Origin of the sequence: Microbacterium sp. HSID17254 (genome assembly GCF_003989315.1) — a bacterium.
Taxonomy (GTDB): Bacteria; Actinomycetota; Actinomycetes; order Actinomycetales; family Microbacteriaceae; genus Microbacterium.
Map to the genome: position 1 here is coordinate 26,858 of NZ_RBLT01000010.1, position 24,421 is coordinate 51,278.

The window sequence follows — 24,421 nt, forward strand, 5'->3', positions numbered from 1 at the left end:
CGGAGTGAGGATCAGTACTGCCCGAGCGCGAGGCCCTTGGCGAAGAACCGCTGGGTGCACAGGAACAGCACCACGGTGGGGAGCGAGACGAGCACGGCCGCGGCCAGCACGACCGACATCTGCGCGCCGCCGTAGGTGCTCTGCATGCCCGACAGCGTGGTGATGATGGGGCGGATGTCGTCGGACTGGCTGAGCGTGAGGCCGAGCAGCAGGTCGTTCCACACGAACGTGGCCTGCAGGATGAAGATCGCGACCAGCGCGCTCGACGCCATCGGCAGGTACAGCCGCACGAAGATGCGCCAGGTCGTGGCGCCGTCGAGCACCGCGGCCTCGAACACGTTGTGCGCGACGCCCGTGAAGAAGTTGCGCATCACGAAGGCCGAGAACGGGATCGAGATCACCGTGTAGATCATGATCATGCCCACGCGGGTGTCGAACAGTCCGGTGCGCGAGTAGGCGTCGAACAGGGGCAGCAGCACCATCTGCAGCGGGAAGACCGTGCCGCCGAAGATCACGACGAACCACAGGAATCCGCGTTTGAGGCGCAGGGCCACGATCGCGAAGCCGGCCGCGGCGCCCACGAGCACGGCGATGGTCGGCGAGACGATCGAGTAGATGAGCGTGCTGACGATGCTGTCGCCGATGCCGGAGAGCTCGAGCGCCTGACCGAAGTTCTCGAACAGGTGGAAGTCGGTGGGGATCCACGACTCCTTCGAGGTGAAGGTGGTCGGGTCCTTCATCGCGTTCACGACGAGCAGGTAGGCGGGCAGCAGCCACACGATCCCGAGGATGACGAGCACGGTGGTGCGGATGATCTTCGACATCACATCTCCTTCTTCGGGGAGAGCTGCTGGCGCAGGTACAGCACCGAGGCGACGAGCGTGATCACGGTGAGGAACACCGCGATCGCGGAGCCGAGCCCGTAGTCGCTGTTCACGAACGTCTCCTTGTACATGGTCAGCGCGAGGGTCTCGGAGACGGTGCCAGGTCCGCCCTTGGTCATGCCCCACACGATGTCGAAGGTCTTGAGGCTCGCGACGATCGAGAGGCCGACGACCACGGCGGTGAGCGGACGCAGCATCGGCCACAGGATGCTGGTGAACAGGCGCACCCCGCCGGCGCCGTCGATGCGCGCAGCCTCGAGCGGCTCTTTGGGGATCGCCTGCAGGCCGATCGTGAACAGCAGGGCGTTCACGCCGACGCCCTGCCACGACGACGCGATGATCATCACGACCGTATTGAGCGGGGCGTCGAGCAGCCAGCGCGGCGGGTCGGTGATGCCGAACGCGGCGAGAGCCTGATCGAGCGCTCCGCCCGAGGAGAGGATGAACGACCAGACCACGCCGACGCCGATGCCGGAGAGGGCGTAGGGGATGAGGAACGGAAGGCGCAGCCAGATGCCGCCGCCGAGGTTCCAGGTGAGCAGCGCGATCGCCAGGCCGATGCCGACCGGGATGATCAGGGTGCCGATCACCCAGAGCACGGTGTTCATCGCCGAGCCCACGAAGTCGCCGTCGGTGAACATCTCGACGTAGTTGTCGAGCCCGATCCACTTCGGGCTGCCGAGGCCGTTGTACTTCGTGAAGCTGAGGAACACCGTCCACAGCAGCGGGAGGTAGAGCAGGACCGCGACCAGGATCACGCCCGGGGCGACGAAGCCCCGGGCGGACCACTGGTAGGGCGTCTTCTGATGCGCCATCCGCCCGCTTACTCCTGCTCTGCCCAGTACTTGTCAGCCGTGGCCTGGATCTTCTCCAGGAACGGCATCGGGTCGCCGGGGTTGGCATTGAACGCGCCGAACTGCTCGATCGCAGTGGTCACGATCTCGGTCGGCATGGCTTCGAAGAACCGGTCGTAGAGCATGTAGTCGTCGCCGGCGATCTGCTCGCCGATCTCGGCCAGTGCGGGGTCGGAGACCTTCGCCTTCGGGTTGAACGCGACGTCGCCGTGCGCGTCGTTCCACGCGGTCTGCGCGTCGGGCGACATCCACCATTCGGCGTAGGCCAGACCCAGGTCGCGCTGCTTCGAGTTCTCGGCGGTGCAGATCGGGCCCGACTCCACGGCCACCGGAGTGGCGTCGAGGTCGTCGCTGACCGCGGGGATCGCGAACATGCCGTAGTCGTCGGTGGTCATGCCGGCGCCTTCGAGGTTGCCGGCGAAGAACGTGCCGAAGTTGATCATGGCGTAGTCGCCCTGCTTGAGGCCGACCGCGGGGTCGGTCGTGCTGCCCGCGTCGCTGAACCAGCCCGCCTTCTGCTCGTCGAGCCAGACGTTCATGATGTCGACGATCTCGGGGTCGGTGTACTTCGCGTCGCCCGTGGTGAGTCCGGCGTACAGGTCGGGGTCGGTGGAGGCGACCAGGTGCTGGAACCACTGGAAGGTGAACAGCACGCTGGTCTGGTAGTACGGGGTGACCCCCGCGTCCTTCAGCGTCTCGGCGGCGGTGTTCAGCTCGTCCCAGGTCGTCGGCACCTCGATGCCGTTGTCGGCGAAGGCGGCCTTGTTGTAGAACATGATCCAGTAGGCGATGTTCATCGGCACGCAGTACTGCTTGCCGTCGAAGGTATAGCTGTCGCGCAGGTCTTCGCTCACCCAGCCCTCGTCGACCGCCTTGGACCAGATGTCGGTGGTCTCGGCGACCAGACCCTCGTCCACGAGCTGCTTGAGCGACTCGCCGGTGTGCCAGGTGAACAGCCCCGGCGACTTGTCGGTGCGGAACGACTGCTTGATGAAGGCGTCGTACTGGTTGGCGTCGGAGTAGCCCGTGGTCTTCAGGGTGATGTCGACGGCATCGCCGCTGACCTCGTTGAGCGACTCGAAATCGGGCTTCCACGCCGCCTTGTCGGTGTAGAAGTCGAGCGTGCCGGCGACCTCGCCCTCCCCGCCGGATCCGGAGTCGCCGGAGCATCCGGCCAGTGCCAGGGTGCCGAGGAGGAGACCGGCCGCGGCGGCGGCGATCGTGCGTCGCGAAATCATTCTGAACTCCCTTGTTCGTGTTTCTCGGGTGTGCGGTGTGTGTCGGGTGTGCTGTTTCTCGGGTGCGGTGCTCGTCGGGTGCGGCGTCTTCAGTCGTCGCTCGCACGCGAGCCGCGTACGTAGGCCTTGACGGTCGCGAAGCGCGGGCTGCGCGAGTTCTCGGTGCGCCGGATCCGGTAGGCACCGACGGCGGCGGGGACGATGAACGTCTCGGCGTAATGGATCACGAAGGGGGCGAAGGCGTCGGTCGGGCTGACCACCTCGACCTCATCGCCTTCCACGAGGTTGAGCACGTTCACGGTGCCCTCGGTGTCGTGGTCGGCCGTCTGGGTGAACCAGTGTCGACGCACCTCAATGAACTCGAGCTCGTGCAGGCCCGTGCTCTCCTCGATCACGTCGCCGTCGGTGCGGATGGTCTCGACCTGGTCGATGAGGTTGTCGCCGACCCAGGTGGTGTCGCGGTCCCACTGGATGTTGTTGGCGCCGTGGTCGAGGTGCACGGGGCGGGGGATCCCGTCGAGTCCCACCCGGCCCCAGTCCCAGAGCTTGAAGGTGAAGATGAACGGCGTCGCCGAGATCTCCAGCACCATCGAGTTCGCGCCGGAGCAGTGCACGGTTCCGGCGGGGATCGCGAAGTGGTCGTGCTTGCGGGCCGGGAACGAGTTGACGTACTTCTCGGCGGGGAAGGGATGCTCGCCGTCCTGGGCTGTCGCCAGCTCCTGGAGCATCTCGGCGGGATCGATGCCCTCCTTCGTCCCGAGGTACACCACCGCGTCGTCGCCGACATCGAGCATGTAGTAGCTCTCGTCCTGCGTGTAGTGCATGCCGAACGTGTTCTGGATGTAGTCGGTGAGCGGGTGCACCTGCAGGCTGAGGTTGCCGCCGTCCATGGTGTCGAGGAAGTCGAAGCGGATCGGGAACTCGGCGCCGAATCGCGAGAACGTCTTCGCGCCCAGCAGGTCGACAGGGCGGCTGAAGACGAGGTCCAGGGCGGGGATCTCGATCACGCCGCCTTCGCCCTCCAGCAGCAGCGAGTTCTCCTCGGGGACGCAGTCGAAGCACCAGGCGTAGTTGTCCTTCGAGGGGTCGAGGCCGATGAGGTTCTTCATCCACTGTCCGCCCCACACGCCGGGGTCGAAGAAGGGGACGACGCGGAACGGCCGACGCGCGGCATCTTTCAGAGCCTGGCGGAAGGCGGCTCCCGTGATCATCCCCGCTTCCGGCGAATCCGGATGCTGTTCGGCCGGCGAGATGGCGTTGCCGTCGAGCACGAAGTCGACGGTGTCGAACAGCGCGCGTTTGTGACGGTCGGCGGTGCGCCATTCCACGAAGAAGCCGCGCTTGTACTTGCGGAGGTTGTCTTCCGAGGCGTTGTCGGCGCGCCAGTTGGTCGCGCCCTTGCGCTGGCGCAGCTGGATTTCCCAGCGGGCCATGTCGGCGAGCACCGTCACGGCGTCGCCCGTCAGGCGCGGGGAGAGCAGGGCCGCGCCCCAGCCGATCACCACGGTGGGGTTCTCGACGATGGTGGCTGCCAGAGCGTCGAGCTTCGCGGTGTCGTAGAAGTCGGTGAGGGCGAAGTGGCTCATGACACCGAAGACGCGGTCGTCGGTGAGGTTCGGGGCGATCAGCCGCTCGACCTCCGCGACCGGTCGCGCCGCGGTCTCGACGTCGACGACCGCCCACTCCGGCAGCGCCTGGCGCACCTGGGCGGTGAGGGCCTCGACGTCCACTCCGGGGTAGGTGTCGATCAGCAGCACGGGCGCGTTACCGGTCACGCGGGCGCAGGCTTCGGCGAGCTCGGCCGCTGCCGTCCAGCCGTCAGCGCCGCGGAGGATGCGCTCGCCGTCGGGCAGCGCCACGGTGGGCTGGGTGTCGTAGCGACCTCGGGTGGTGTGCCCTTCATGCATGTCGCTGATCGGGGTGGTCACTGTTCCTCCTGCGGGATGGCGGTGTGGGTGGTGGCGGTGTGGGCGGAATGGGTCAGGGCGCTGAGCCCGCGGACGACGGAGAGTTCGGGCTCGGGCGGGACGACGAGGCGCGGCGGTGTCAGCGATGGCCACAGGTGCTCGCGCACGAAGTCCTCGATCGGTGCCCTCACGGCATCGCCCGCGCGCAGGATGCCGCCGGAGAGGATCACGACGGCGGGGTCGTAGGAGTGCACGAGCGACGTGACGACGGCTCCCCAGACGTGCAGGAAGCGGTCGCGCAGGTCGGCGTGTGCGTCCGTGGTGAACACCTGCGCCATGGAGACGTGCTCGGGGAGTGCCCTGGTGCTCGCCAGTGCTTCGCCGCAGCCGATGTTCCCGCACGGGCAGGTGGGGCCGTCGATGTCGACGGTGAGGTGTCCGCCCAGGATCCCGGCGTGGCCGGTGCGTCCGCGCAGGGCCGATCCGTCGATCATCGCCGCAGTCCCGATGCCGGTGCCGAGGGCGACGAGCACAGCGTCGCGTTCGCCGGCCGCGCTGCCCGAGGAGGTCTCGCCGATCAGCGCCGCGCGCGCATCGTTCTCAACGACGGACGGCAGGTCGAACTCGGTGCGCGCCCAGGCGTGCAGGTTGACGTCTTCGAGGAAGTCGTACTTGGCGTTGGCGTGCAGCATCCGGTCGCTGCGGGGATCCACGACGCCGGGGACGGCGATGCCCACGGCGTCTGCGGCACGGCCGGTCTGGTCGAGCAGCGCGCGGGCATGCGTAGCGGCTGTGTCGAGGTCGGCGGAGGCGCCGCTCACGGGGATGCTACGCGAGCCGATGACATGGCTGCCGTCGATGAGGGCGATCTTGATCTCGGTGCCTCCGAAATCGATGCACAGCTCCATCCGGCCTCCTCGTCGATGATTGGTAACGTTATCAACGAGGGGTGGGGGTGTCAACACCCGGATGGATGTCGGGTCGCGTCAGCGCACGCCGCGCAGGGACACGGGCAATTCGAGCTCGCGGTGCTCCCTGTCGCGCTCGCCGCCGTCCAGGCGGTCCAGCAGCAGACGGGTGGCGGTGCGGCCGAGTTCGCGCGGGTCGTGGTCGATCACACTGATCGGCACGGGGGAGAGCTCGGCGAGCTCGAAGTCGTCGAAGCTCACGATCTCGGGGAAGTCCGACACGGCCCGCGACCCGGCGTCGAGCTGGGCGTTGATCTCCTTGAGCGCACCGATCGCGTTGCGGTTGTTGGCGCAGAAGATCGCGGTGGGCGGATGCGACGCGGCGAGGAGCGTTCGCGTCGCCTCGCGCGCCTGGTCGACGGTCTGCTGGTTCGTGGCGACGAGCGGGGAGTCGACCGTGAGGCCCCGCTCCTGCATGGCGCGGAGGAAGCCCGCGTAGCGGCGCTCGCCGGTGAAGATCGACAGCGCGTTGCCGAGGTAGCCGATCCGGGTGTGTCCGCGATCGAGGAGCGCCGTCGTCCCGCGGTGGGCGCCTTCGTCGTCGGCGAGCACGACGCTGTCCACGGCGAGTCCTTCGATGCGTCGAGAGGCGAGCACGACGGGGACGCCCTGGTTTTGCGAATGGGCGAGGTGCGCGGAGGTCGTACCGGCGGGGACGACGATCAGCCCGTCGACGCGGCGGCCGAGGAAGTCGCCGACGAGGTCGGCTTCGCGTGCCGGGTCCTCCGAGGTGTTGCCGAGCAGGATGCGGCGACCGGTGAGGGCGGCTTCCTCCTCGACGCCGAGCGCGAAGGTGGAGTAGTAGGGGTTCGCGATGTTCGTGATCGCGACGCCGATGAGGCCGCTCGAGTGTCCGGGGCGGATGCTGCGCGCGTTCTCGTTGCGGTGGTAGCCGAGCTCGGCCACGGCCTCCATCACGCGCTGCTGCACGTCGGGTTTGACGTTGATTCCGCCGGAGAGCGTGCGGGAGACGGTCATGGGGCTGACGCCGGCCCTGGTCGCGACTTCCTTGACGGTCGGGCGGCGCGCTGGTTCGCTCATCACTGCCCTCCGAATGTGGTGCCGTCGATCAAGGGAACGTTACCAGCGCCCCTCCGGTTCTGCGGGGCCGTTCCCGCGCATCCGCTCGATGCCCGCACCCGCCTTGTTCCTCGACCGGCGGCAGAGCCGCAAGGGGAGTCTGCACTCCGGACGAGAACCTGGGATACCCCTCCCCTTCGCAGGCCGCCGAGCTCGGTGAGGCGACGCCGAATGGATGCGCGATGAGTACGACTGGGCGGTCGATCCCGAGCGTGTGCATCCGGTCTCCGATGTGAGATCGACGGGCGATGGTGCGGAGGCTGTCAAGCCCCTCCGTCGTGTCGGTGGTCTGACATAGAAAGGGATGCGAGAGAAGGGAACCCGTCATGGCTGCAGGCGACATCGAGACGTTCCACCGCAACGGCATCTGGTTCAACCGCATCGAGGGTGAATCGCAGACGTTGGGGAGCAGCTTCATGAGCGAAGCCGAGGCGGTCAAGGTCGGCCGCAGCGCGGCGGTGGCGCGTCAGGTCGAGCACACGGTGCGCGCCGAAGAGGGTCCCTCGACCGACGCCCCTCCCCATGACCTGCACCCGCGCGAGCTGATCGGCCGATGACCGCGGCGGACTCCCACCCGCCTACCCGGCCTCCGCGTCGGATGCTGGTGCAGGTATGCGTGAACGGCGCCCGTGATGCGGTCGAGCACCCGTGGTTGAGTGCGGATGCCTCGGTCGTGGCCGACGATTCCGCGCGTGCTGTGGCGGCGGGGGCACACGAGGTGCATGTGCACCCGAAGGACGAGGCCGGTCGCGACAGTCTCGCCGCCGACGATGTCGCCCGATGGGTGGCCGCGGTGCGCTCCGCGAGCCCCGGTGTGCCGGTCGGGGTGACGACGGGCGCCTGGGCCGAGCCCGACATCGAGCGCCGCCTCGCCGCCATTGAGGCGTGGACGGAGCTGCCCGATCACGCGTCGGTCAACTGGCACGAGGCCGGAGCCGACGAGGTGGCCGCACTGCTGCTGAAGCGCGGCGTCGCGGTCGAGGCTGGGTTGTGGGACGCGGCCGGCTTCGAGGTGTGGAAGCGGTCGCCCGTTCGCGGGCAGTGCCTGCGGGTGCTGATCGAGCTCCCCGACGAGCCGACCGAGGTGCTGCGTGACCACGCTGAGGGGATGATCGCCCATGTGCAGCTGGAGGAGCCCGACCTCCCGATCCTGTTGCACGGCGAGGAGGGCTCGACGTGGCCGGTGTTCGACCTTGCCGTCGAGTTCGGGCTGGCGTCGCGCATCGGCCTGGAGGACACGCTGCTGCTCCCCGACGGCGCGAGTGCTCCGGGGAACGCGGCGCTGGTGCGGGCGGCCGTGGCGCGGATGCGGGGAGTCTGACCGGGCGGGTGCGCGGGGTGCGGCATTCTGGGGCGATGTTCTCCGACTCGCTCGTACCCTTCCTTCTCATGAACCTCGCGTTCATCCTCATCGGGATCCTGATCACCTGGCTGGTGATCTACTCTGCCGTGCGCGCGGCGCTGACCTCACACCGTCAGGCGATGGCGCGGGACGGCCGGCCCGGTCAGGTGTGACCAGAGGGCGTCAATCGGGTGAGCGTCGGTCGCGACGCAACGCGACGACCCCGAGAGAGCACGCGACGATGACTGTCGCGACGATGACCGCTTCCCCGGATCCACTGATCGTGACCGTGATCCTCACGGCGTTCGCGAATGCGCAGCCAGCGAGTGACAACCCGGTGATGACGACGAGCCCCATCGCGATGCCGAATGAACAGGGCATGACGAAGACACGGTCGCTGGTGAACAATCGCCGGGACGTCTGAGGGCCCCGACCAGTCCCCTCCGCGTCCGCCGAGACTGCTTGCTCAGACATGCACCCCTTCGTCGGCGCGGTCCCAGCCCGACCAATCCGGCCGGTCGACGATGCAGAAGCGGTTGCCTTCCGGATCCTCCATGATCACGTAATCGGCGTCGGCCGGGCGTCCGACCCAGTGCACCTCGCGCGCCCCCAGCTGCGTGAGCCTCTGGACTTCGGCGCTCTGATCCTCGGCGTAGATGTCGAGGTGGATGCGCGGCGGCAGCACCCGTTCGGAGTGGTGGGCGTCGAGGGCGATGCAGGGAGCGTCGGCATCGCGCGGTTTCAACACGACCCAGTCGTCGTCCCCGGGGTCGCGTTCGACGTAGTCGAGAGCTTCCTTCCAGAACGTGGACTGCGCGGGGAGGTCCGTCACGCGGATCACGATCGACACGAGCTTCAGCATGACGTCGAGTGTAGGTCGGGGTGGGGCGGTGAGTACGGGATTATGCGCGTCGGCAGACGCGAAACGCCCACCGTTCGGTCAGAGCGCGATCGGCTCGTGACGGTTCGGTCGAATCCTTCGGACGGGGAGAGTCGGCAGGTGAACGTCGAGATACCAGGGGCTCTCGGCCAGAGCCTCGTAGACGGCCCGCTCCCAACAATTCACGCGCTCCCCTGCCCGGAAGTCCGCTTGATCGAGGAGATGGTCGACGACGGCCGCTCGACCGCGCTTGGCCAGGACGGCCGGGAGTTTGCGGTCCAGGTTGTTGATCTCCTGGCCCGCTTTGACCTTGAAGTACTTCTTCAGCCGAAGGGCATTGAGATGTGACGAGGCGCGGGTGCGCAGCGCCGGATCCGAGATCGCGCTTTGATCGACGTAGAACCGGGCCACGGGCCCGGCGTTGTCCACGATCGTCGCTTTCAGCCAGTGTTCCTCGCTCACGTCATCGAAATACGGATGGAGGACTGCGCCGTGTTGCCCGCGCGTCGACTGCTCGAAGTTGCCCTTCTTGGAGTTGCAGCGGTCGCAGCTCGGCACGAGGTTGATGGGCAGAACCGCGTAGACGCCGAACTCGGACTTGGCGAGATAGTGGTCGAGCGTGGTGGGTTCGCGGTCGCTGCAGTATGGGCAGCGGTCATCGACCGCATGGTCGATGAGACGGTCGTAGTACATGCGCGAAAATGTCCCGTCGCGCAGTCGCCGGTACAGCCGTCGAAGCTCCTTGTCGGTGACATGCACGGGGAGATATCCCGGTGGTCGGATGCCTGCGAGGTTGCCGCTTCGTGCGAGCGCTTCGTACTGCAGTCCCGCGGTGAGGATGAGTGCTTCTTCGTCGTGGTGCCTTTGCGCGAGGGCTTTGTGGCCGATGACGTCCACGGCGGAGCCGTACACCTCGTGGTGGCTGACCAGCGGAAGACCGAGATGCTCAACCACGGCGGTCTTCCTCATGCTCGTCTTCTTCGGCGTCCTCGTCTTCTTCGTCGTCGAGGGCGCGAAGAATGGCGAGTGCTTCCCCGCCCAGTTGGTCGCGGAGGCGCGACTCGTCATCGGTCATCGAATACCGATCGAGTAGTTCGTGATAGGCGGTATCGGTGACGTTCAGCCCGAAGACCTCACTCGTCAGAACCGAGAGCGATTCGCCGAGAGTCTCGATCCTCGGATGGCGTAGGGTCGACCTGTTTCCGCGCCGCCTCAAGATGAGCGCGCAGGAACGAGGCACCTCCTGGAGTACGACGGGTGAGTGCGTTGCGACGAAGGCGACCCCGTTCCGGTCGTTCATGAGACCGGTGAGTACCCGGATCAGCGCAGAGAGCAGAGGCGGGTGCAGGTGCGTCTCCGGTTCGTCGATGAGCACGAGGCTGCGTTCTTCGACATATCGAACGAGGGCGGTCATCGTGAGCAAGACGATCTTGTGCCCGGAGCTCAGGGCATCGAAGGCCTTCCGTGCGCCGACGACCTCGTCGTCGACCGCGGCCGCGTCGACGAGCGTCTCGAGTCGGTGCCGCTCGAGTATGGGATCCGCGGACGCGAGCGTCTTGAGTCCGATCAGCCAGCGCTCTCGCCGGGGGCCACGGATGCAGGGTCGCAGCGTCGTCGCGAACTGCACCGCGAGCTCGCTTTCCTCGGCGGAGTAGTCGGACACCCCGCGGAGGCCGATCACATGGTGGGGGACGTCGCCCTTCTTCCCGTTCGGGTCGCGAAGGTTCTCCGGGAACTGATCGAAAGCCGAGAAGCTCACGGTGACGAGGTTGTCGAACGGGATCCTCCGTCGTGGCCGAGTGCGCGACCCCAACTGGGAGAAGACTCCGGTCTCAGCCGGGACGCTGTCGGCTCGCAGGCTCGCCGCGAAGTTGCGCATCATGGTGCTCTTGCCGGCGCCGTTGGCCCCGATGACGACCCGCACGTTCGTCGAAGGTGAGGCTTCGGCTTCGATATGGAACTCGATCGGCTCTTGGGTGGCGGTCTCTTCGGCCCACTGCGGCAGCGCGTACGAGAAGTGGAAGTCGGTCCGAGGTGCGTGGCCCTCGGCGATCCGCCGGAATTGCGATGTGATGACGGTGTCCTCCACGTCTCGCAGCAGCGACGCGGCCGTCACCGGCTCGAGGATGGCTTTCTCATACAGCTCAGCGTCCAAGGCAATATCCCTCAGGGCGACAAGAACGGCCTTGCGACGTTCGTCCCCCAACCCGAGAAGGTTCTCGTAGTACTCGCGATCCTGCCCGAGCGAGAAGAACTCCTCTCCGAGTGTGGCAAAGGTGCTCTTCGGCAGCTTGGTGCTCGCGCGCTCATCGCCCATTCCGAAGCTGGCGATCTTCACCAACCCGAGGCTCTGGATGACGCCGTCGGGGTCGGTGTAGCTGAGGTGGAACGTCGTCTTGAATGTGTAGTCATCCCATCTGTCCTCGACCAGGGTGAAGGTGTCGGTGGAGGACGACGGCTTGGATCGAGGAGGGAGTACACGGAAGGCAAGACGCACGGGACCATCCTGCCATTCGGCCTCGTCCGTGTATCGACGTCAGCGATATGTTCCGTGCGTTTACCGGTACACGCGAAACGCCCCCGCCGTTCGGGTCGGCGGGGGCGTCGGTTCCATGGAGTCGCGTTACTGCACGGACCAGCCGCCGTCGGAGGCGAGGATGGCGCCGTTGATGTTCACGGCGTCGTCCGAGAGCAGGAAGGTGATCGATGCGGCAAGGTGCTCAGCGGTCGCGACGGTCGGGATGGCCTGCTGGAACGGGGCGAGGCGGCCGGAGCCGTACTCGGACATGTGCGGGGGCATGGGGATTCCGGTGGCGACGCCGCCCGGGGCGACGGAGTTCACGCGGATGCCCTTCGGCCCATACATGAAGGCGGCCGACTTGGTGACGCCGATGATGCCGTGCTTGCTGGCCGTGTAGGCGTTGCCCGAGGCGTTGCCGCGCAGGCCCGCCTCGCTCGACACGTTGAGGATCGCGCCGCGGCCGGCCTTCTCCATGACGGGGAGGACCGCGCGCATCAGCTTGAACGGCGCGGTGAGGTTGATCGCGATGACGCGGTCCCACACGGCATCCGGCGTCTCGCCTGCGGGGGAGAAGTCGTCGTTGATGCCGGCGACGTTCGCGAGCCCGTCGATGCGATCGCCCGCGGCGGCGACGACGGCGTCGATCGCGTCCTGCGTGGTGAGGTCGCCCGCGACCGTGACGATGTCGGCGTCCGGCAGCTCGGCCTTGAGGGCGTCGAGCTTCTCGGCGGCGATGTCGCTGGCGATCACGCGACCGCCTTCCCGGGCGATGCGCGAGGCGGTGGCCTTGCCGATGCCGGACGCGGCGCCGGTGACGATGACGGTCTTGCCGGCGAAGCGGCCGGAGGTGACCTTCTCGGTCCAGCCCTCGGAGGCGTCGTCCTCCGGGATCTCGCCGTTGTTCGCGGCGCGCACGAGGTCGTCCACGACCGACTGCGGGAGCTGGCCCTGGCTCATGGCGACGAGCTGCTGCAGGGGGAGTCCGAGCACGGGGGTCAGGAGCTCGGGGTCGGCGCCCGTCTGCTCGAACAGGCCCCGGATGAGCGGGCCGCCGGTGGGGTCGTTCATCCAGTCGCCGATGGTGGAGTGTGCGGTGAGGGCCATGCTCTTTCTCCTTGCTCGGGTTTCCGTCGTAGTTTCGCAACGGTGCGTCTACTTATGTTCCAGTGTACGCCTCTGTACGCTCGAAAGGTGCCCCGTCCTCGCAGTGAAAAGGCCCGCCAGTCCGTGCTGGAGGCGATGCGTCGCGCGCTCGCCGCAGACGGGTACGAGGCCGTGACGATCGAGGGTCTTGCGGCTGAGGCGGAGGTGTCGAAGCAGACGATCTACCGGTGGTGGCCGTCGAAGGCCGCGATCCTCGGGGAAGCGCTGCTCGAAGGCGCGGTCCCTGGTGCGGATGTCGTCGTGCCGATGACGGACGACCTCGGCGCGGACCTGCGCGCATGGTTCACGTCGGTGTCCGCGGGGCTCGCTCGGCCCGAGGGTGTGTCGCTCGCGCGGGCGCTCATCGAGGTCACGGCGGCCGACCCGGAGCTGGGGCTGGTGTTGAACGAGCGGCTGGCGGCACCGATCCGGGAGTGGGTGTCGGAGCGGGTGGCGCGCGGACGGGCGGACGGAGATGTACGGGCCGACGTGGATGCCGCCGCGGTCGCCGACGAGTTCATCGCGATCGCCTCGTACTCCGCCCTGATCGGGCAGCCGTTGAGCGCGGAGCGGGTGGACGAGACGGTGGTGCGGTTGCTGCGGGGGATCGCGGCGGGCTGAGTCTCTCGCTGGATTGCGGTGAGGCGCCACGGTCGCGGTTCTCCCTACTGCATTCCCCGGATACCCCGAGTCGAGAACATCGGCTATGACCTCATATGTATGCCTTTATATGTCGCATGACACAGCGAGCGCGATCCCGCGGCATCGGGTCGGGGCCGGCGAGTGTGTGGTGGCCGTGGGTGAGGAACTGCTAGAGGTGGACATCATGCTTCTTGTCGCGGTGGGCGTAGCTCTTCTCCTCTAAGGGCGTTGGTGGGGCGGGTCGGCACGAAGCTCGGCACTCTTCTCGCCATCGTTCCCGTTCTGGTGTGGTTCGGGGTCCTGGCGTGGTTCGGCTCGTCGGGCGACCTCGACAGCCCGGCTGGAAATGCGCTTCCCGTGTACCTCGTGATCGGGCTCCTTGCTTTTACGATCGGCGTCAACCTCACCGATCGCTCCGTGTCCGTGCGCAATTCACGATGGAAGCCATGACCCGGGCGGCGTGTGGTGCTGGCGACGAGTGTGGCGGTGACGTCTTGACGGTGCCGCCGGCCGCGGTCTGACCTGCGCGGGCTGAGAAGTCGCCCTCCGCTACCGGGAAGCACGCCAGCCCGCGAGACCGCCACATCTCGACCAAGGGGACGGTGGTGCGATTGCTGCGAGGGGTCGCGCCGTAACTAGTCCGCGGTCGGGCTGAACCGGAGCACGTTCGTCTCACGCCTGCGGAAACCGACGGACTCGCACAGCCGCAGTGCAGACTCTCGGGACGGGCGGGAGGTGAGATCGAGCGTCCGGAGTCCGCGCTCTTGGGCAAGCTGCGTCACGTGCCCCAGGAGGAGTCGCGCGATGCCGCGCCCCCGTTCCGCCTCGTCGACCACGACATCTTCGACGTGCCCGCGGAGCCCGGTCAGGGAAGGCGCGGTCACGAGAGTGGCGGTGCCGACGATGCGCCCAGAGTCACGCGCCACCAGGAGCTCCGTCGCCTCGTGTGCGATGACCGCCTCGGTTCGAGCGCGATCGAATGCTGCGGATGCGGAGAGCTGCACCAGGAGCGATGCAATTGCTTCGGCGTCCGCGTCCGTGAGTTCGCGCAACGATTCGATGGTCAGGAGTGACTCGTCCATCTCGGTACGGTAGCCCGATTCGGAGCGGATCGCCGTGCCACGAACGGTGTGCGGGCAGGAGAAGGCCCCGCCACCCTTACGGGTAGCAGGGCCGAACGAGCTGAGCTGTAGTCCCCTAGTCACTCTTCTCGGAAGAGAATGCTCCCGAAGCCGACGAGCATGAGACATGCGCCAAACAGACCAGTCAGAGCAGCAGGTGCGAGGTTCCCAGCCGTGTGCTCCGCGTCCGAGATGTAGCCCTCAGCAATCGCCATGACGATGGCGAGGATGATGACGCCGGCACCGACGAATCCAATGGTGACCATTGCTCGTCGCGTTCGTTGCTTCACAATCGCTCCTACGGGTTGCATCCTGCGGCCAAGACGTCGCTGTACCTTACGTCAGGCCGCCAAGCGTCGAGGTTCCAGGGCGACTTGAAAGGGGCGATGTCGACGTGGCACCGAAGCTGGTTATAGAACTTGTTGCCCTCGTAATGCGCACTCACCCAGAGCTTGTATTCCACCCACCAGTTGGAGAACGGCGTGATCGCCCAGCCGGAGCGGGGGGTGACTCCAACGGTGGTGCCGTAGCTGCTCCAGCTGAGCTTCACGTCGGTGATGAGATTTCCCCGCACAGCAGGATCCGCAACGACCGGATACGCGAAGTCTGAGCTGTGCTCCACGACCTGCACTAGCGTGTTCCCCTGCTGCTCGTACCAGGTGGGCACGTCGCGACCGTTGGCGTCCTTTGCCCAGGCCGGATCGATCATCGCTGCCGGCTGTCCAGCCTCGTCAAGAACGGCGAAGAATCCGTCTCTTGCGGCGACGAGCTGGCCGCCGTCGGCAATGGTGATCGGATACTCGAAGACAGCCGGGGCTGATGCGGTTTCGATGATGGTCGTGATCTGCACGACCCCGTCTTCGCGAACCAGGGGGACGGTGGTGGATCCATCGGCGTTGTTGAAGTGGACGAGGCCGTCTGCATCAGCAATGCCACGCGCAGCCTCCGAAGCGTTGGGGAGCCCGACGGTCACGACGTCGCCGCCCTGATCCAGTGCGACGCCCGCCGAGGCATCTCCTGGAATCGTGATGACCGTGTCCCTCTCGGGGATGTCCGCGAAGTAGTCCTCGGTGTTCGCGCTCTCTTGCACGGCGAGCACCTCCGCGTTCGCAGCTCCGGGCGTGGCCGATTCGATGACCTCCAGCGTGCTGAGATCGTCGATCGGGTCAGCTGCCATTGAGGGAGAGGCGGCACCGACGGTCAATGCTGCGACTGCGACGACAAGGAGAGCGGCACGCCCTGGCAGCGCGACGAGTGCCAGCCTGTGGATGCTTGTGCCACTTCCCGCCTCGCTCATGTTCTCGGCGATGTTCATCATTGCTCCTTCGCTGATCATCCCGCCGACGTGTAAGACGTTACCCCGGCCGGGCGAGCCATTTCTGTCCTCCTTTAGGCGGACAGGCCGTGTCGGAGAGCGGGGGTGCGCATCTCTCATCTGCAGGGACTCCTCGGTACGTGTCGACCCACCACACCAAGCCCGGAACCACATACGGCTGGGTGGCAGTGACCTGGACAGTGTCTGGGGCTGGGCTTTTGGCCGACGAACATGGTGGCTCCCTTCTCGTGTAATTCGGTGCGAGCGAAAGACGTATGCGTCAACGTCGCGCGATGCGTTGCAGGTCCGCATCGGTGACGTCCTGAAAGCCGATCGCCACGGGCGCGAGGCGAGCGGTGCGCGCCCTGCCACTGTCGTCCGTGTAGTCGATGGACGGGCTCATGACGCGGAAGTCGAAGTCTCCTTCGCACGCGAGTTCCGCTGTGACGCTGTGCGATCGGGTGTCAAATGCGACCTCCTCTGCGTGGACGTCTGGGGAGCCCGGGTCGAAGCGCTGGACCGACGCCACCGCCTCAGGAACGGGGAAGTCGGCCGTCGTGCACCTCGGCATCCCGACCACGTCCGCACCGGCATCTGCGGAGGCGAAGTCGTCGGCCGGCGCGCCCCTCAGCGACCAGCCGCCCACGGGCACCTGAGTGATCGTCGACGAGCCTGCGAAGACGAGGCCGACCGTACGGAACGACAGCACGGTGGCGGGAACGTCGACGGTGAAGGTGACGTTCCCGAGCATGACCCCGTTGGTGCCATCTCCGCGGACGACGGTGAAGCCGCCCGGCGGGAGTGAGAAGTCGTCCGAGAGCACGATGCCGGTGAGGTGGGTCCAGATCGCGTCGTCGGGCTCGGCGACGAAGATCAGGTTGATCGGATAGGTCGCGTTGGTCGGCTGGACGATCGTCGCGGATGTCCGTGCGAAGGAGGCGGTCGAAGGTGGCGCTTCCTCCGGAGAGCAGGATGTCAGGATCGCGACGAGGCTCAATGCGAAGATGCTCCACATGCTGAGCGTTGCGACGAGGTTCTGACGGCGTTGCGAGACCATCGAGAACCTCAAGCGGTCGATTCTGGGCGGCTCATCAACGAAGATCCGGGCGCCCACGTCGCTCCTGCTCGACATCGTGACGAGAGTTGTGTCGAAGTTGGCGGTAGGCCGCTCTTCCCATGAAGTACATGGCGTACCCCACACCGCCGACGACGACGAACCAGAAAAGGATGACGGTGACCGCGAAGACGTTTCCGAACATTGGGGTTCCTTCGTGCCGCGGCGCTGGCGGCGCTCGATAGGTAGAGACGGATGCGCCACTTACGCGGATCCCGGTAGATCCCCTTGTGGCTGCCCAGGCCAAGTTGGCGGTGCGCCGGCAGCGTCGCGCTCTCGTACAGCAGCCCGGCCGTGGCTCACGGCGCGGGGCCGGGCGGCGTGCCATCCTGGCGCGCGTCGTGATATCGCTTCATCATCGCGCCGAACCACACCGCGGCGCCCGTCGCCGCAGTCGCTTCGAGCGCCGGAGCGAGCTGGGGCACGGAGTTCGCTCCCACGAGCACCGCAAGGAACCAGCCCCATACGCACAGGGTCGCGATGAGATGGCTTCGAGGGCGTGTGATCGTTGAGAACCACGTGGGCTTCATCGTCTGTTCCTCACCGGCAAGGTCCGCCGCGGTAGGTATCGACCCACCAGACGAGACCGGGGACGACATAGGGCTGGGTCGCCGTCACCTGCACACACTTCTTCGGTCGGGACTTCTCAGCGATGCCGGCGTTCCACACCAGTGATCCCGCGGCGAGGAGGCAGACGGGTGCCATGGTCCCGCACGCGAGCCCTCCGAGTGCGCCAAGGCCTTTGTCATAGATGATGGCCGTCTCCGCACGGTTGAATCTCACTCGGTACTGGAAGAAGTTGGGGCGGTCGAACGTCGGGTCCGCGACGATCGGATACGTATAGTTGCCGCTGCGGTGCTCGACGACCTGAACCAGCGTCGATCCGGAGGCCTCGTATCGTGTCGGCACGTCTATACCGTCCGCATCCCGTGCCCAGGGCGTCGCGACGTCCGCGACGATCTTCTCAATCGGGGTGGTCACGCCCGTGTCCGGGTCGGTGACCTCTTCCGTCGTATACGCGATCGCGCCCCCGTCCTGCTGGATCTCGACCGTGACCCCTCCGCCGAAGTCGTACTCGAAGCGCTCGGTCTGCGAGGAATCGCTGATGATCGTGCTCGCCCGGATCTTCTCCTCGCCGGCGATGACGTTGATCGATGGCGTGTTCGCGTCGCCGAGATAGGTCACTGACCCGTCCTCTCCGACGGTCGCGTCATCAAGGTGGCCAGCGCCGGGAAGCGACACGGACATCGTTTCTTCGCCGTCGGACGAGCGGACGGAGACTCCGTCGTCCGGCGCCGCGGCAATCGTGGCCGTTCCGTCGCCATCGAGGGTGGCCACGATCTGCCCGGAACTCTCGCTCGTCTGGGTGGCGGTGATGGGGGCCGGCGCGACCTCCGCGACCAGGGCGGTGATCTCCTCGGTCGTGAGGTCGGTTCCGTCCGCACCGGTATCTGCGGAGGCGGCTGGGACGGCCGCGAGGGATGACGAGCCGAGGATCGCAGCGGTGAGCAGGCTGGCGAGTCTGAGATGGTTGCGCACGTTCTCTCCGATCAGATCAACTGCCCGCCTGTGACCAATTCAAGACCTCATGCGAGGACGTATGCAATATATTCGAGGAGCCCGCCGCGGAGCAGGCGGAGCGCTAGGCTCCAGGCATGGATGCGTCGCTCTTCAGCTGGACCGGGTTCGCCATCACCGCAGCGGTCGCGGTCGTGATCCTCGTGCTCGCGTTCCTGCTCGTGCGCGCGGTATCGCGAGTGATCGCGCGACGTCGGAGCCGTGGCCAGGGGCGCGTGCCATCCGCACCTCGACGCCCGTCCGGGAGCTGAGCGCGACCTGCCTCACGCCGTGGGCTCGTGCGCGGGTGCTGCCGTGGGGGCTGCTGTCCGCCCATCCGTGAACCGCGCCTGCGCACAGTCGTGGCGTCGCGGTACGGGCACGTGCTCCGTCGCGGCTGCGAGGCCCATGCGCTTCGTCGAGACGTACACGCTCTCGGCGGTGTCGACGAGGAACGTCTCGTGCCACACGCCGACCGCTCCCGGAGCCTTGCGGGCGGCGCGGTTGAAGGCGGTCCACGCCGGACGATGCTGCTGGTCCGGGTTGGAGGCATAGGCGTAGAGCTTGTCGACGGACGACCAGAACTGCATGACGTAGGGTCCGCCCGATCCGAGGAGGAGCTGGTAGCCGAGCAGGCCGGAGTCGGGCTGGGTGCTGAGCTCGCGGAGCATTCGAGGCATGGCGACGAACGCCGGCAGCCACAGGTCGGGGCGCCACCACTGGTTGATCTGCATCCCGATGTGGAACACGACGAGCTCGCCCTCGTGGCGGTGGGTCATGCGGCCCGTGATGACTTTCGACATGGCGACTCCTCAACTGGATAGCGATGCTATCCATAATGGATAGCGCTACTATCGAAGTCAAGGGGTGGCCATGAGGATTTCCGAACTGTCAGCGCAGACCGGCGTGACCGTGCCGACGATCAAGTACTACCTGCGCGAGGGCCTGCTGCCCGAGGGCGAGCGCACCTCCGCGACGCAGGCCGCGTACGGCGAGACGCACGTCGAGCGGCTGCGCGTCATCCGGGCACTGGTCGATGCGGGGGTGAGTATCGCCGAGACGCGACGGGTGGTCGCGGCGCTGGATGATCCGCCCGCGAACCCGCACGAGCTGCTGGGGACCGCGCACGCCGCGATCACCCCGCCGGCGGATGACGCGTTGGATCTCGCCGGCGCCGAGGCGCTCGCCGCTCGACTCGGATGGAAGCCGGGGATGTGCGATCCGGCCGTGCTACATGCGGTCGCTCGAGGGTTGCAGGGGCTGGAGCGCGTCGGGTTCACGGTGCCGGAGACGGTGATGGCGGAGTATCTCGCGAGTGCGCGACGGATCGCGGATGCGGAGATCGCGGGGGTGCCGGAGGAGTCTGCGGAGGCGGCGGTGCGCTACGTGGTGCTGGGGTCGGTGTTGGTGGAGCCGTTGTTGCTGGCGTTGCGGCGGGTGGCGCAGCAGGTGAGCTCGGGGGAGAGGTTCGGGACGAAGCTCGACGGGTCGTCCGAGAACGACCTAGGTTCAACTCGATGATGGTGTCTGCATCGAGCAGTGTCTGCACTTGCTTGCGCGTCAGCCGATAGGCTGCGGACCTATGACTGCATCCGAGGCGTGTAGAAAAGACGGCATCGATGCCTGATCTGGTGTCGACGGCCTTGGTGTCGACCCTTGTGGCGGGATTCATCAGCGCTGCCGTCTCGATCTGGGGAACGACGCGTCGCGTCCGACAGCGAGCGGTGACCGAGCAACGACAGAGTTGGCGCGAATCCATCCGAGACCTCGTACCTCAACTCTTGAGCGAGCGTAAACGTTCCACGCGGCAGGTACTGCGCGACTTCATCGTTCTCCGGCTGAACCCGTCGAAGGATCGTGACGCGATCGACCTCATCGACAGATTCGTCGCCGATCCTTCGCCCGCGCTGAGGTCTTCACTCTGTGGTCGCTTTCAAGACATGCTCAAGCACGACTGGGAGCGTGTGAAGATCGAGGCCAGCCTGCTCCCGTTGTTCGCTGACGGACGAGCGGCCCGAAGGATCGAACGTCAAAAGGAGCGTTACGGAACCGACCACGACCCCAGCGCCGCTAGGCTTGACCGCACCCGGACCCGGCCGATGGTTCTGGATCATCCGCATCGAGTGACTCGATAAGCGTTCAGCCAGGGAGTGCAGAGGTGCCGTTTCCGATCTTGGTTGTACCCGTCGCGATAGCCGTTGTCGCCGTCAGTGGGGCCCTCATCACCGCGATACCGAAGATCTGGAAGATCCTCGACAAGCGCACGGTGGCGATTCTCGGCGCGCCGCAGACCGGCAAGACCGCTCTCATCAGGCTTCTCCGCGACTTCGGCGCTCCCGATGGAGCATTGCCGCACGCCGTGCCCGGCGGCGAGCGTGGTCGTTTCCCGCTCGAGATCAAAGACAGGACGGTCGACTTCGCGGTCCCGCGAGACCTGCCCGGCAGCGATGGTCTCAATGTCGCCGGATGGAAAGACGCATTCGCGGACGCCGATCACGTCTGGTACCTCTTCCGAGCAGACCTAATAGCGAGCGGTGATCCTGAGGCGACGCAGATGATGAAGACCCACCTTGCACTGTTCAGCAGATGGCTCGGCGGGATGTCCGGCGACGCGCCGAAGATCCTTCTCGTCGGTACTTGGGCGGACGCGCATCCGGATCACGCTCGTCATCCCGCACGGGTCGCCCGAGAAGTGGAAGCCGCCGATGTCGTCAAGCTCGGGTCCGTCAAACTCGGTGGGGTTGCGGTCGTCGTCGGGAGTCTGGCCACGTCCAGAGACGCCGATAGGCTGCTCAAGGGGATCAAGAACCGTCTGCAGTAGTCGGCCCGCCCCGGACGCAGAGGAGTGTGCGCGCGTGACGGACATCGAGAACGGTAGATCTCCTCGATCGGTTCTGGTCGCCGAAGACGGTCTGTACTTGGACATCGCGGGAGACCCAGGCTCCGTGGCCCTGCTCGACGATCTCGATGCGATGGTCGTCCCGTATTCAGTCATGGCCGCGAGCAACGCGGCGCAGGTCAACGCTGTTCAGGAGATGCTCAGAGCCGTCGGCCAACTCATTCCGGGAGCGCTGCTGATCAAGAACCCGTATGAGACCGACGTCTTCGAATTCTCTGAGAATGCGCTCGAGTCGTTCGCCAGCGCGAAGTACCATCACCTCGCGAACGTCGCGAAGCTTCTCGGTGCGAAAGAGGTGCAGTTCGAGGACGCGAAGATCGAGCGTCAGACCGCGGGGATCACCGGTGGGATCAAGATGGTCATTCCTGGGCTCGGGGGCGGCGACACGGATGTCTCGAGAGAGATGGCGCGCAAGCTCGATGATCGCCTGGAGGGTCGCTTGACCTTCGGCGGCAGCGAGCCGGATTCGGATGCTGCCCTGGAATTCCTGCGCCTCCACAATCTGACGAACGATCAGCAATTGAGATCCCTCGTCGAGATGCGAACCGGCGCCAACCCGATCCAGGGATACAGGATGACGCTCAGTGGAACGCGGGAGTCCGACGCCAACCTTCGGACTGCTCTGTCGATCGCCGAGTCTGTGTCGGGCAAGAAGGGCGTCAGTATCGGCGCGGCATTCACGCGTGAGGTCAAGTCGATCCGCAGCATCGAGATCACCACGAGCATCAAGTTCTGACCGCGCGCGTCAGGCACCGAGCAACAACGCGCTCGGTGCCCCCTTCCAGGTAACCACCAGCTCATCACGGGCACGGCTCGCCGCGACGTACAGCAGCGAGCGGAAGCGCTTGTCGAGATCGGGCTTCTCCTCGTCCGGCACACCCTTGTACGCGATCGTCGGCGGGAACGCGCCGTCCGATACGTCGAACAACACCACGCGTGAGAACTCCATGCCTTTCGCATTGTGCATCGTCATCGCAACCGGCTGTCCGCCTGTGATGCGAGGCGAGTTCAGCAGTGCCACCGGCACGTCACGCTGTCCGAGGCCCTGCTGCACCTTCTTCGACGAGGTGTTCGAGGACGACAGGATGGCGATGGTCTCCGGCTTCACGCCCTCGGCGATCCATCGCTTCACGTCGTCCGCGATCGCGTCTAATTGCGCGGAGTCCGACTTCGACGGGCGCGTGACCGGCTTCGGGCCACTGCGTGAAGAGCGATAGCCCGCGGTCGTCACGTCTTCTGCTTCGGCATCGGTGTACTCGACGCCGGACAGGATCTCCATCGCGTATCTCAGGTTCTCGAGAGTCGTGCGGTAGTTCAGCGTGAGCCGGCGGGATCGGCCCTGCACTGCGATGCCGTACCGCTTCAACACCGTGGGCTGCCCGTAGATCCGCTGGTGCGTGTCGTCGGCGATGAAGAGGTCGTCAGGGCCTTCGGCCACGAGCGCGCGCAGCAGCTGCCACTTCGACGGGACGAGGTCCTGGGCTTCGTCGATCAACACGTGATCAGCGAGAGGCTGCCCGTTCGACCGCAGCCATTCTGCCGAGACCGCAGCCACCTCGGCGAACGAGAGTGCTCCGGCGATCCGGTGGTTCTTGCGTGCCTGCTCGATGACTGCCCAGACGGCGGCACGTCGACCACGGTCGAGCGCGACGCCGCGTCCTGGCCGTCGCACCAGCAGGTAGTCGTCGAGCTGGTGGATGCTGTGCGGCAGGACGACCTGCGTGTACTCACCCTCGAGGAAGGCTTCGGACCGCAGCGCGATCGGCAACTCACTGCCGGCCTCATGGATCGCCGACTTCCAGTCGATCTCCGCGGCGCTCGCCATACTGTCACGGGAAGACCCGATGACGGCGAGTGCCGCCTCGCCGAAGGCCGTGCCGCCGGCGATTGCGCGCACATCGGAAGCGATCTGGTCGACTCCACGGACAAGGATGCCCGGCTCTCCGAGTTTGGCCGCGAACGGCAGATCAGGATCGAGTCGTTCCAGGTCACGGCGCAGGTTCTCGGCCAGCGCTCGCGTGAACGTCGTCAGCACGATCCGTGCGTGGGGATCCTTCCGCGCCAGGTGCCGAGTGCGGTGCAACAGCACCACGGTCTTGCCGGTGCCCGCGCCTCCGGTGAGCCGGAACGATCCGTTGCGCGGACGCTCGGCGTACTCCCGCTGTTCCGGGTGCAGGAACACGCGCCATGCGCCGAAGTCGCCGCCCTCGATGACGCGCCGCAGCTCTTCCGTGTCGTCGATGAAGGTGAACTGCATCTGGGCGGCGGGATGCCGCAGTGCTTCGACGAGCTTCGTGTCGTCGTCCGCACCCGGGTCGATGACGACGGGTTGGTCGAGCTTCAGCTCCTCCTTGATGAGGTGCAATGCGGTTCCGGCGCCCATCGCGACGAGGACGTCGGCCTGCCAGGCGGTGTCCAGGTCGGACGCGAAGTCAAGCAGGGCGTCGTCGTCCGTGATTCGGAACGCCGCCTGCGCCGTCTCCTCGTCGAAACCGAACTCCTCTGTCAGGTCCGTGACGAAGAACCCAAGATCGGCGAGAAGCGCTGTGGCTTGAGCGGGGGCCTCCTCGCCGGTGGGAACGGCCGCTGCGGGAACCTCCGTCTCAGTCTCGTCGGCGGCGTCGAGTTCCTGCCGTAGGACGGCCAGACCGTTGACGGGGTTCATGCTCAGCGTGGTCGTCCGTGCGCGCTTGATGGCCTCGTCGTGATGCCACGTTCCGGCGTACACATAGACGGGCTCGTCGCCCGCGGGCTCCAGCTTGAAGAGCACCGCTCGCCAGTGGATGTCCACCCGACCCGTGCGCGCTCGCGCATCGCGCGGCTTCTGCATCGGCTCGATGTGGAGCCCCGGAACGGTGTCGTCGTCGCTGAGTTTGCCGAGGAAGGTGTAGATCTTGGCCTTCACGGCCTGATCATGCTTCGGATCCTTCGCGGCCCCCCAGACGATCGTGGGCAT

Annotated in this window: 29 protein-coding genes; 10 read left to right on the forward strand and 19 right to left on the reverse strand. The window is 66.4% G+C overall.

What is annotated here, in order from left to right; translation table 11 throughout:
- Positions 1-11 precede the first annotated feature (11 nt).
- The 6 genes from D8M34_RS07960 to D8M34_RS07985 form a co-directional block, all read right to left on the reverse strand.
- Positions 12-824 carry a carbohydrate ABC transporter permease gene (locus D8M34_RS07960; protein WP_126893670.1) on the reverse strand — a complete coding sequence of 271 codons (813 nt, stop codon included), beginning with the start codon at positions 822-824 and terminating at the stop codon, positions 12-14.
- A complete protein-coding gene (locus D8M34_RS07965; protein WP_126893671.1) occupies positions 824-1,699 on the reverse strand; it encodes a carbohydrate ABC transporter permease in 876 nt (291 codons plus the stop codon). The genes D8M34_RS07960 and D8M34_RS07965 overlap by 1 nt, the downstream gene beginning before the upstream one ends.
- A gap of 8 nt (positions 1,700-1,707) precedes the next feature.
- Entirely contained in the window at positions 1,708-2,976 is a 1,269-nt protein-coding gene (locus D8M34_RS07970; protein WP_126893672.1) for an ABC transporter substrate-binding protein, read from the reverse strand.
- Positions 2,977-3,065: 89 nt separating this feature from the next.
- The gene (locus D8M34_RS07975) at positions 3,066-4,904 is read right to left on the reverse strand and encodes a class I mannose-6-phosphate isomerase (protein WP_126893673.1); all 1,839 of its coding nucleotides are present in this window, start codon (positions 4,902-4,904) and stop codon (positions 3,066-3,068) included.
- A complete protein-coding gene (locus tag D8M34_RS07980; protein WP_126893674.1) occupies positions 4,901-5,791 on the reverse strand; it encodes an ROK family protein in 891 nt (296 codons plus the stop codon). The genes D8M34_RS07975 and D8M34_RS07980 overlap by 4 nt, the downstream gene beginning before the upstream one ends.
- A 78-nt stretch (positions 5,792-5,869) precedes the next feature.
- Positions 5,870-6,892 (reverse strand): LacI family DNA-binding transcriptional regulator, encoded by a 1,023-nt coding sequence (locus D8M34_RS07985; RefSeq protein ID WP_126893675.1) that lies wholly within the window; start codon positions 6,890-6,892, stop codon positions 5,870-5,872.
- Between the two features lie 365 nt (positions 6,893-7,257).
- Here D8M34_RS07985 and D8M34_RS07995 point away from each other — a divergent pair, with 365 nt between their 5' ends.
- The 4 genes from D8M34_RS07995 (at position 7,258) to D8M34_RS18860 (ending at position 8,697) form a co-directional block, all read left to right on the forward strand.
- A complete protein-coding gene (locus tag D8M34_RS07995) occupies positions 7,258-7,488 on the forward strand; it encodes a hypothetical protein (RefSeq protein WP_126893676.1) in 231 nt (76 codons plus the stop codon).
- A gap of 41 nt (positions 7,489-7,529) precedes the next feature.
- Positions 7,530-8,252: a 3-keto-5-aminohexanoate cleavage protein gene (locus tag D8M34_RS08000; RefSeq protein ID WP_126893677.1), complete on the forward strand. Its 723-nt coding sequence runs from the start codon at positions 7,530-7,532 to the stop codon at positions 8,250-8,252.
- Between the two features lie 68 nt (positions 8,253-8,320).
- Complete coding sequence (locus D8M34_RS19760; RefSeq protein ID WP_274543257.1) at positions 8,321-8,446, forward strand: hypothetical protein; 126 nt, start codon at positions 8,321-8,323, stop codon at positions 8,444-8,446.
- A gap of 83 nt (positions 8,447-8,529) precedes the next feature.
- Positions 8,530-8,697, forward strand: a complete 168-nt coding sequence (locus tag D8M34_RS18860) for a hypothetical protein (RefSeq protein WP_153244997.1) — start codon at positions 8,530-8,532, stop codon at positions 8,695-8,697.
- A 42-nt stretch (positions 8,698-8,739) separates the two neighbouring features.
- On the opposite strand, the gene D8M34_RS08005 is transcribed toward D8M34_RS18860, so the two are convergent.
- The 4 genes from D8M34_RS08005 to D8M34_RS08020 all read right to left on the reverse strand — a co-directional run bounded on the left by D8M34_RS08005 (position 8,740) and on the right by D8M34_RS08020 (position 12,778).
- The gene (locus D8M34_RS08005) at positions 8,740-9,135 is read right to left on the reverse strand and encodes a VOC family protein (RefSeq protein WP_126893678.1); all 396 of its coding nucleotides are present in this window, start codon (positions 9,133-9,135) and stop codon (positions 8,740-8,742) included.
- 78 nt (positions 9,136-9,213) lie between these two features.
- Positions 9,214-10,122 (reverse strand): HNH endonuclease, encoded by a 909-nt coding sequence (locus D8M34_RS08010; protein WP_126893679.1) that lies wholly within the window; start codon positions 10,120-10,122, stop codon positions 9,214-9,216.
- Positions 10,100-11,650, reverse strand: coding sequence for an AAA family ATPase (locus tag D8M34_RS08015; RefSeq protein WP_126893680.1), 1,551 nt, complete (start codon positions 11,648-11,650; stop codon positions 10,100-10,102). The genes D8M34_RS08010 and D8M34_RS08015 overlap by 23 nt, the downstream gene beginning before the upstream one ends.
- A 126-nt stretch (positions 11,651-11,776) precedes the next feature.
- Positions 11,777-12,778 carry an SDR family NAD(P)-dependent oxidoreductase gene (locus tag D8M34_RS08020; RefSeq protein WP_126893681.1) on the reverse strand — a complete coding sequence of 334 codons (1,002 nt, stop codon included), beginning with the start codon at positions 12,776-12,778 and terminating at the stop codon, positions 11,777-11,779.
- Between the two features lie 87 nt (positions 12,779-12,865).
- Here D8M34_RS08020 and D8M34_RS08025 point away from each other — a divergent pair, with 87 nt between their 5' ends.
- The gene (locus tag D8M34_RS08025) at positions 12,866-13,438 is read left to right on the forward strand and encodes a TetR/AcrR family transcriptional regulator (RefSeq protein ID WP_238695620.1); all 573 of its coding nucleotides are present in this window, start codon (positions 12,866-12,868) and stop codon (positions 13,436-13,438) included.
- 656 nt (positions 13,439-14,094) lie between these two features.
- Here the strand turns inward: D8M34_RS08025 and D8M34_RS08030 are convergent.
- The 7 genes from D8M34_RS08030 to D8M34_RS08055 all read right to left on the reverse strand — a co-directional run bounded on the left by D8M34_RS08030 (position 14,095) and on the right by D8M34_RS08055 (position 18,548).
- Positions 14,095-14,541, reverse strand: coding sequence for a GNAT family N-acetyltransferase (locus D8M34_RS08030; protein WP_126893682.1), 447 nt, complete (start codon positions 14,539-14,541; stop codon positions 14,095-14,097).
- Between the two features lie 119 nt (positions 14,542-14,660).
- Complete coding sequence (locus D8M34_RS08035; protein ID WP_126893683.1) at positions 14,661-14,846, reverse strand: hypothetical protein; 186 nt, start codon at positions 14,844-14,846, stop codon at positions 14,661-14,663.
- A gap of 32 nt (positions 14,847-14,878) precedes the next feature.
- The gene (locus tag D8M34_RS08040) at positions 14,879-15,898 is read right to left on the reverse strand and encodes a DUF2599 domain-containing protein (protein WP_148113049.1); all 1,020 of its coding nucleotides are present in this window, start codon (positions 15,896-15,898) and stop codon (positions 14,879-14,881) included.
- 277 nt (positions 15,899-16,175) lie between these two features.
- A complete protein-coding gene (locus D8M34_RS08045) occupies positions 16,176-16,964 on the reverse strand; it encodes a hypothetical protein (RefSeq protein ID WP_126893685.1) in 789 nt (262 codons plus the stop codon).
- A gap of 22 nt (positions 16,965-16,986) precedes the next feature.
- Positions 16,987-17,154, reverse strand: a complete 168-nt coding sequence (locus D8M34_RS18865) for a hypothetical protein (protein ID WP_153244998.1) — start codon at positions 17,152-17,154, stop codon at positions 16,987-16,989.
- Between the two features lie 154 nt (positions 17,155-17,308).
- Entirely contained in the window at positions 17,309-17,539 is a 231-nt protein-coding gene (locus D8M34_RS08050; protein WP_060921304.1) for a hypothetical protein, read from the reverse strand.
- Positions 17,540-17,549: 10 nt separating this feature from the next.
- On the reverse strand, positions 17,550-18,548 hold the full coding sequence (locus D8M34_RS08055; protein WP_126893686.1) for a hypothetical protein: 999 nt from the start codon (positions 18,546-18,548) through the stop codon (positions 17,550-17,552).
- Between the two features lie 116 nt (positions 18,549-18,664).
- On the opposite strand from D8M34_RS08055, the gene D8M34_RS18870 reads away from it, so the two are divergent.
- Positions 18,665-18,838, forward strand: a complete 174-nt coding sequence (locus tag D8M34_RS18870) for a hypothetical protein (protein WP_153244999.1) — start codon at positions 18,665-18,667, stop codon at positions 18,836-18,838.
- 12 nt (positions 18,839-18,850) lie between these two features.
- On the opposite strand, the gene D8M34_RS08060 is transcribed toward D8M34_RS18870, so the two are convergent.
- Positions 18,851-19,369: a monooxygenase family protein gene (locus D8M34_RS08060; RefSeq protein WP_126893687.1), complete on the reverse strand. Its 519-nt coding sequence runs from the start codon at positions 19,367-19,369 to the stop codon at positions 18,851-18,853.
- 70 nt (positions 19,370-19,439) lie between these two features.
- Here D8M34_RS08060 and D8M34_RS08065 point away from each other — a divergent pair, with 70 nt between their 5' ends.
- The 4 genes from D8M34_RS08065 (at position 19,440) to D8M34_RS08080 (ending at position 22,201) form a co-directional block, all read left to right on the forward strand.
- Positions 19,440-20,087, forward strand: coding sequence for a MerR family transcriptional regulator (locus D8M34_RS08065; RefSeq protein WP_126893688.1), 648 nt, complete (start codon positions 19,440-19,442; stop codon positions 20,085-20,087).
- Between the two features lie 98 nt (positions 20,088-20,185).
- Positions 20,186-20,701 (forward strand): hypothetical protein, encoded by a 516-nt coding sequence (locus D8M34_RS08070; RefSeq protein ID WP_126893689.1) that lies wholly within the window; start codon positions 20,186-20,188, stop codon positions 20,699-20,701.
- Between the two features lie 23 nt (positions 20,702-20,724).
- Complete coding sequence (locus D8M34_RS08075; protein ID WP_126893690.1) at positions 20,725-21,387, forward strand: Rab family GTPase; 663 nt, start codon at positions 20,725-20,727, stop codon at positions 21,385-21,387.
- A gap of 34 nt (positions 21,388-21,421) precedes the next feature.
- Positions 21,422-22,201 (forward strand): hypothetical protein, encoded by a 780-nt coding sequence (locus D8M34_RS08080; RefSeq protein WP_101847721.1) that lies wholly within the window; start codon positions 21,422-21,424, stop codon positions 22,199-22,201.
- 9 nt (positions 22,202-22,210) lie between these two features.
- On the opposite strand, the gene D8M34_RS08085 is transcribed toward D8M34_RS08080, so the two are convergent.
- Positions 22,211-24,421, reverse strand: coding sequence for a 3'-5' exonuclease (locus D8M34_RS08085; protein ID WP_126893691.1), 2,211 nt, complete (start codon positions 24,419-24,421; stop codon positions 22,211-22,213).

Excerpts from the sequence above, each read along its gene's own strand:
- D8M34_RS07960 (WP_126893670.1), bottom strand. The coding sequence starts at position 824 with ATGTCGAAGATCATCCGCACCACCGTGCTCGTCATCCTCGGGATCGTG.
- D8M34_RS07965 (WP_126893671.1), bottom strand. The coding sequence starts at position 1,699 with ATGGCGCATCAGAAGACGCCCTACCAGTGGTCCGCCCGGGGCTTCGTC.
- D8M34_RS07970 (WP_126893672.1), bottom strand. The coding sequence starts at position 2,976 with ATGATTTCGCGACGCACGATCGCCGCCGCCGCGGCCGGTCTCCTCCTC.
- D8M34_RS07980 (WP_126893674.1), bottom strand. The coding sequence starts at position 5,791 with ATGGAGCTGTGCATCGATTTCGGAGGCACCGAGATCAAGATCGCCCTC.
- D8M34_RS07985 (WP_126893675.1), bottom strand. The coding sequence starts at position 6,892 with ATGAGCGAACCAGCGCGCCGCCCGACCGTCAAGGAAGTCGCGACCAGG.
- D8M34_RS07995 (WP_126893676.1), top strand. The coding sequence starts at position 7,258 with ATGGCTGCAGGCGACATCGAGACGTTCCACCGCAACGGCATCTGGTTC.
- D8M34_RS08000 (WP_126893677.1), top strand. The coding sequence starts at position 7,530 with ATGCTGGTGCAGGTATGCGTGAACGGCGCCCGTGATGCGGTCGAGCAC.
- D8M34_RS19760 (WP_274543257.1), top strand. The coding sequence starts at position 8,321 with ATGAACCTCGCGTTCATCCTCATCGGGATCCTGATCACCTGGCTGGTG.
- D8M34_RS18860 (WP_153244997.1), top strand. The coding sequence starts at position 8,530 with ATGACCGCTTCCCCGGATCCACTGATCGTGACCGTGATCCTCACGGCG.
- D8M34_RS08005 (WP_126893678.1), bottom strand. The coding sequence starts at position 9,135 with ATGCTGAAGCTCGTGTCGATCGTGATCCGCGTGACGGACCTCCCCGCG.
- D8M34_RS08010 (WP_126893679.1), bottom strand. The coding sequence starts at position 10,122 with ATGAGGAAGACCGCCGTGGTTGAGCATCTCGGTCTTCCGCTGGTCAGC.
- D8M34_RS08020 (WP_126893681.1), bottom strand. The coding sequence starts at position 12,778 with ATGGCCCTCACCGCACACTCCACCATCGGCGACTGGATGAACGACCCC.
- D8M34_RS08030 (WP_126893682.1), bottom strand. The coding sequence starts at position 14,541 with ATGGACGAGTCACTCCTGACCATCGAATCGTTGCGCGAACTCACGGAC.
- D8M34_RS08035 (WP_126893683.1), bottom strand. The coding sequence starts at position 14,846 with ATGGTCACCATTGGATTCGTCGGTGCCGGCGTCATCATCCTCGCCATC.
- D8M34_RS08040 (WP_148113049.1), bottom strand. The coding sequence starts at position 15,898 with ATGATGAACATCGCCGAGAACATGAGCGAGGCGGGAAGTGGCACAAGC.
- D8M34_RS18865 (WP_153244998.1), bottom strand. The coding sequence starts at position 17,154 with ATGTTCGGAAACGTCTTCGCGGTCACCGTCATCCTTTTCTGGTTCGTC.
- D8M34_RS08050 (WP_060921304.1), bottom strand. The coding sequence starts at position 17,539 with ATGAAGCCCACGTGGTTCTCAACGATCACACGCCCTCGAAGCCATCTC.
- D8M34_RS18870 (WP_153244999.1), top strand. The coding sequence starts at position 18,665 with ATGGATGCGTCGCTCTTCAGCTGGACCGGGTTCGCCATCACCGCAGCG.
- D8M34_RS08060 (WP_126893687.1), bottom strand. The coding sequence starts at position 19,369 with ATGTCGAAAGTCATCACGGGCCGCATGACCCACCGCCACGAGGGCGAG.
- D8M34_RS08065 (WP_126893688.1), top strand. The coding sequence starts at position 19,440 with ATGAGGATTTCCGAACTGTCAGCGCAGACCGGCGTGACCGTGCCGACG.
- D8M34_RS08070 (WP_126893689.1), top strand. The coding sequence starts at position 20,186 with ATGCCTGATCTGGTGTCGACGGCCTTGGTGTCGACCCTTGTGGCGGGA.
- D8M34_RS08085 (WP_126893691.1), bottom strand. The coding sequence starts at position 24,421 with ATGCCCACGATCGTCTGGGGGGCCGCGAAGGATCCGAAGCATGATCAG.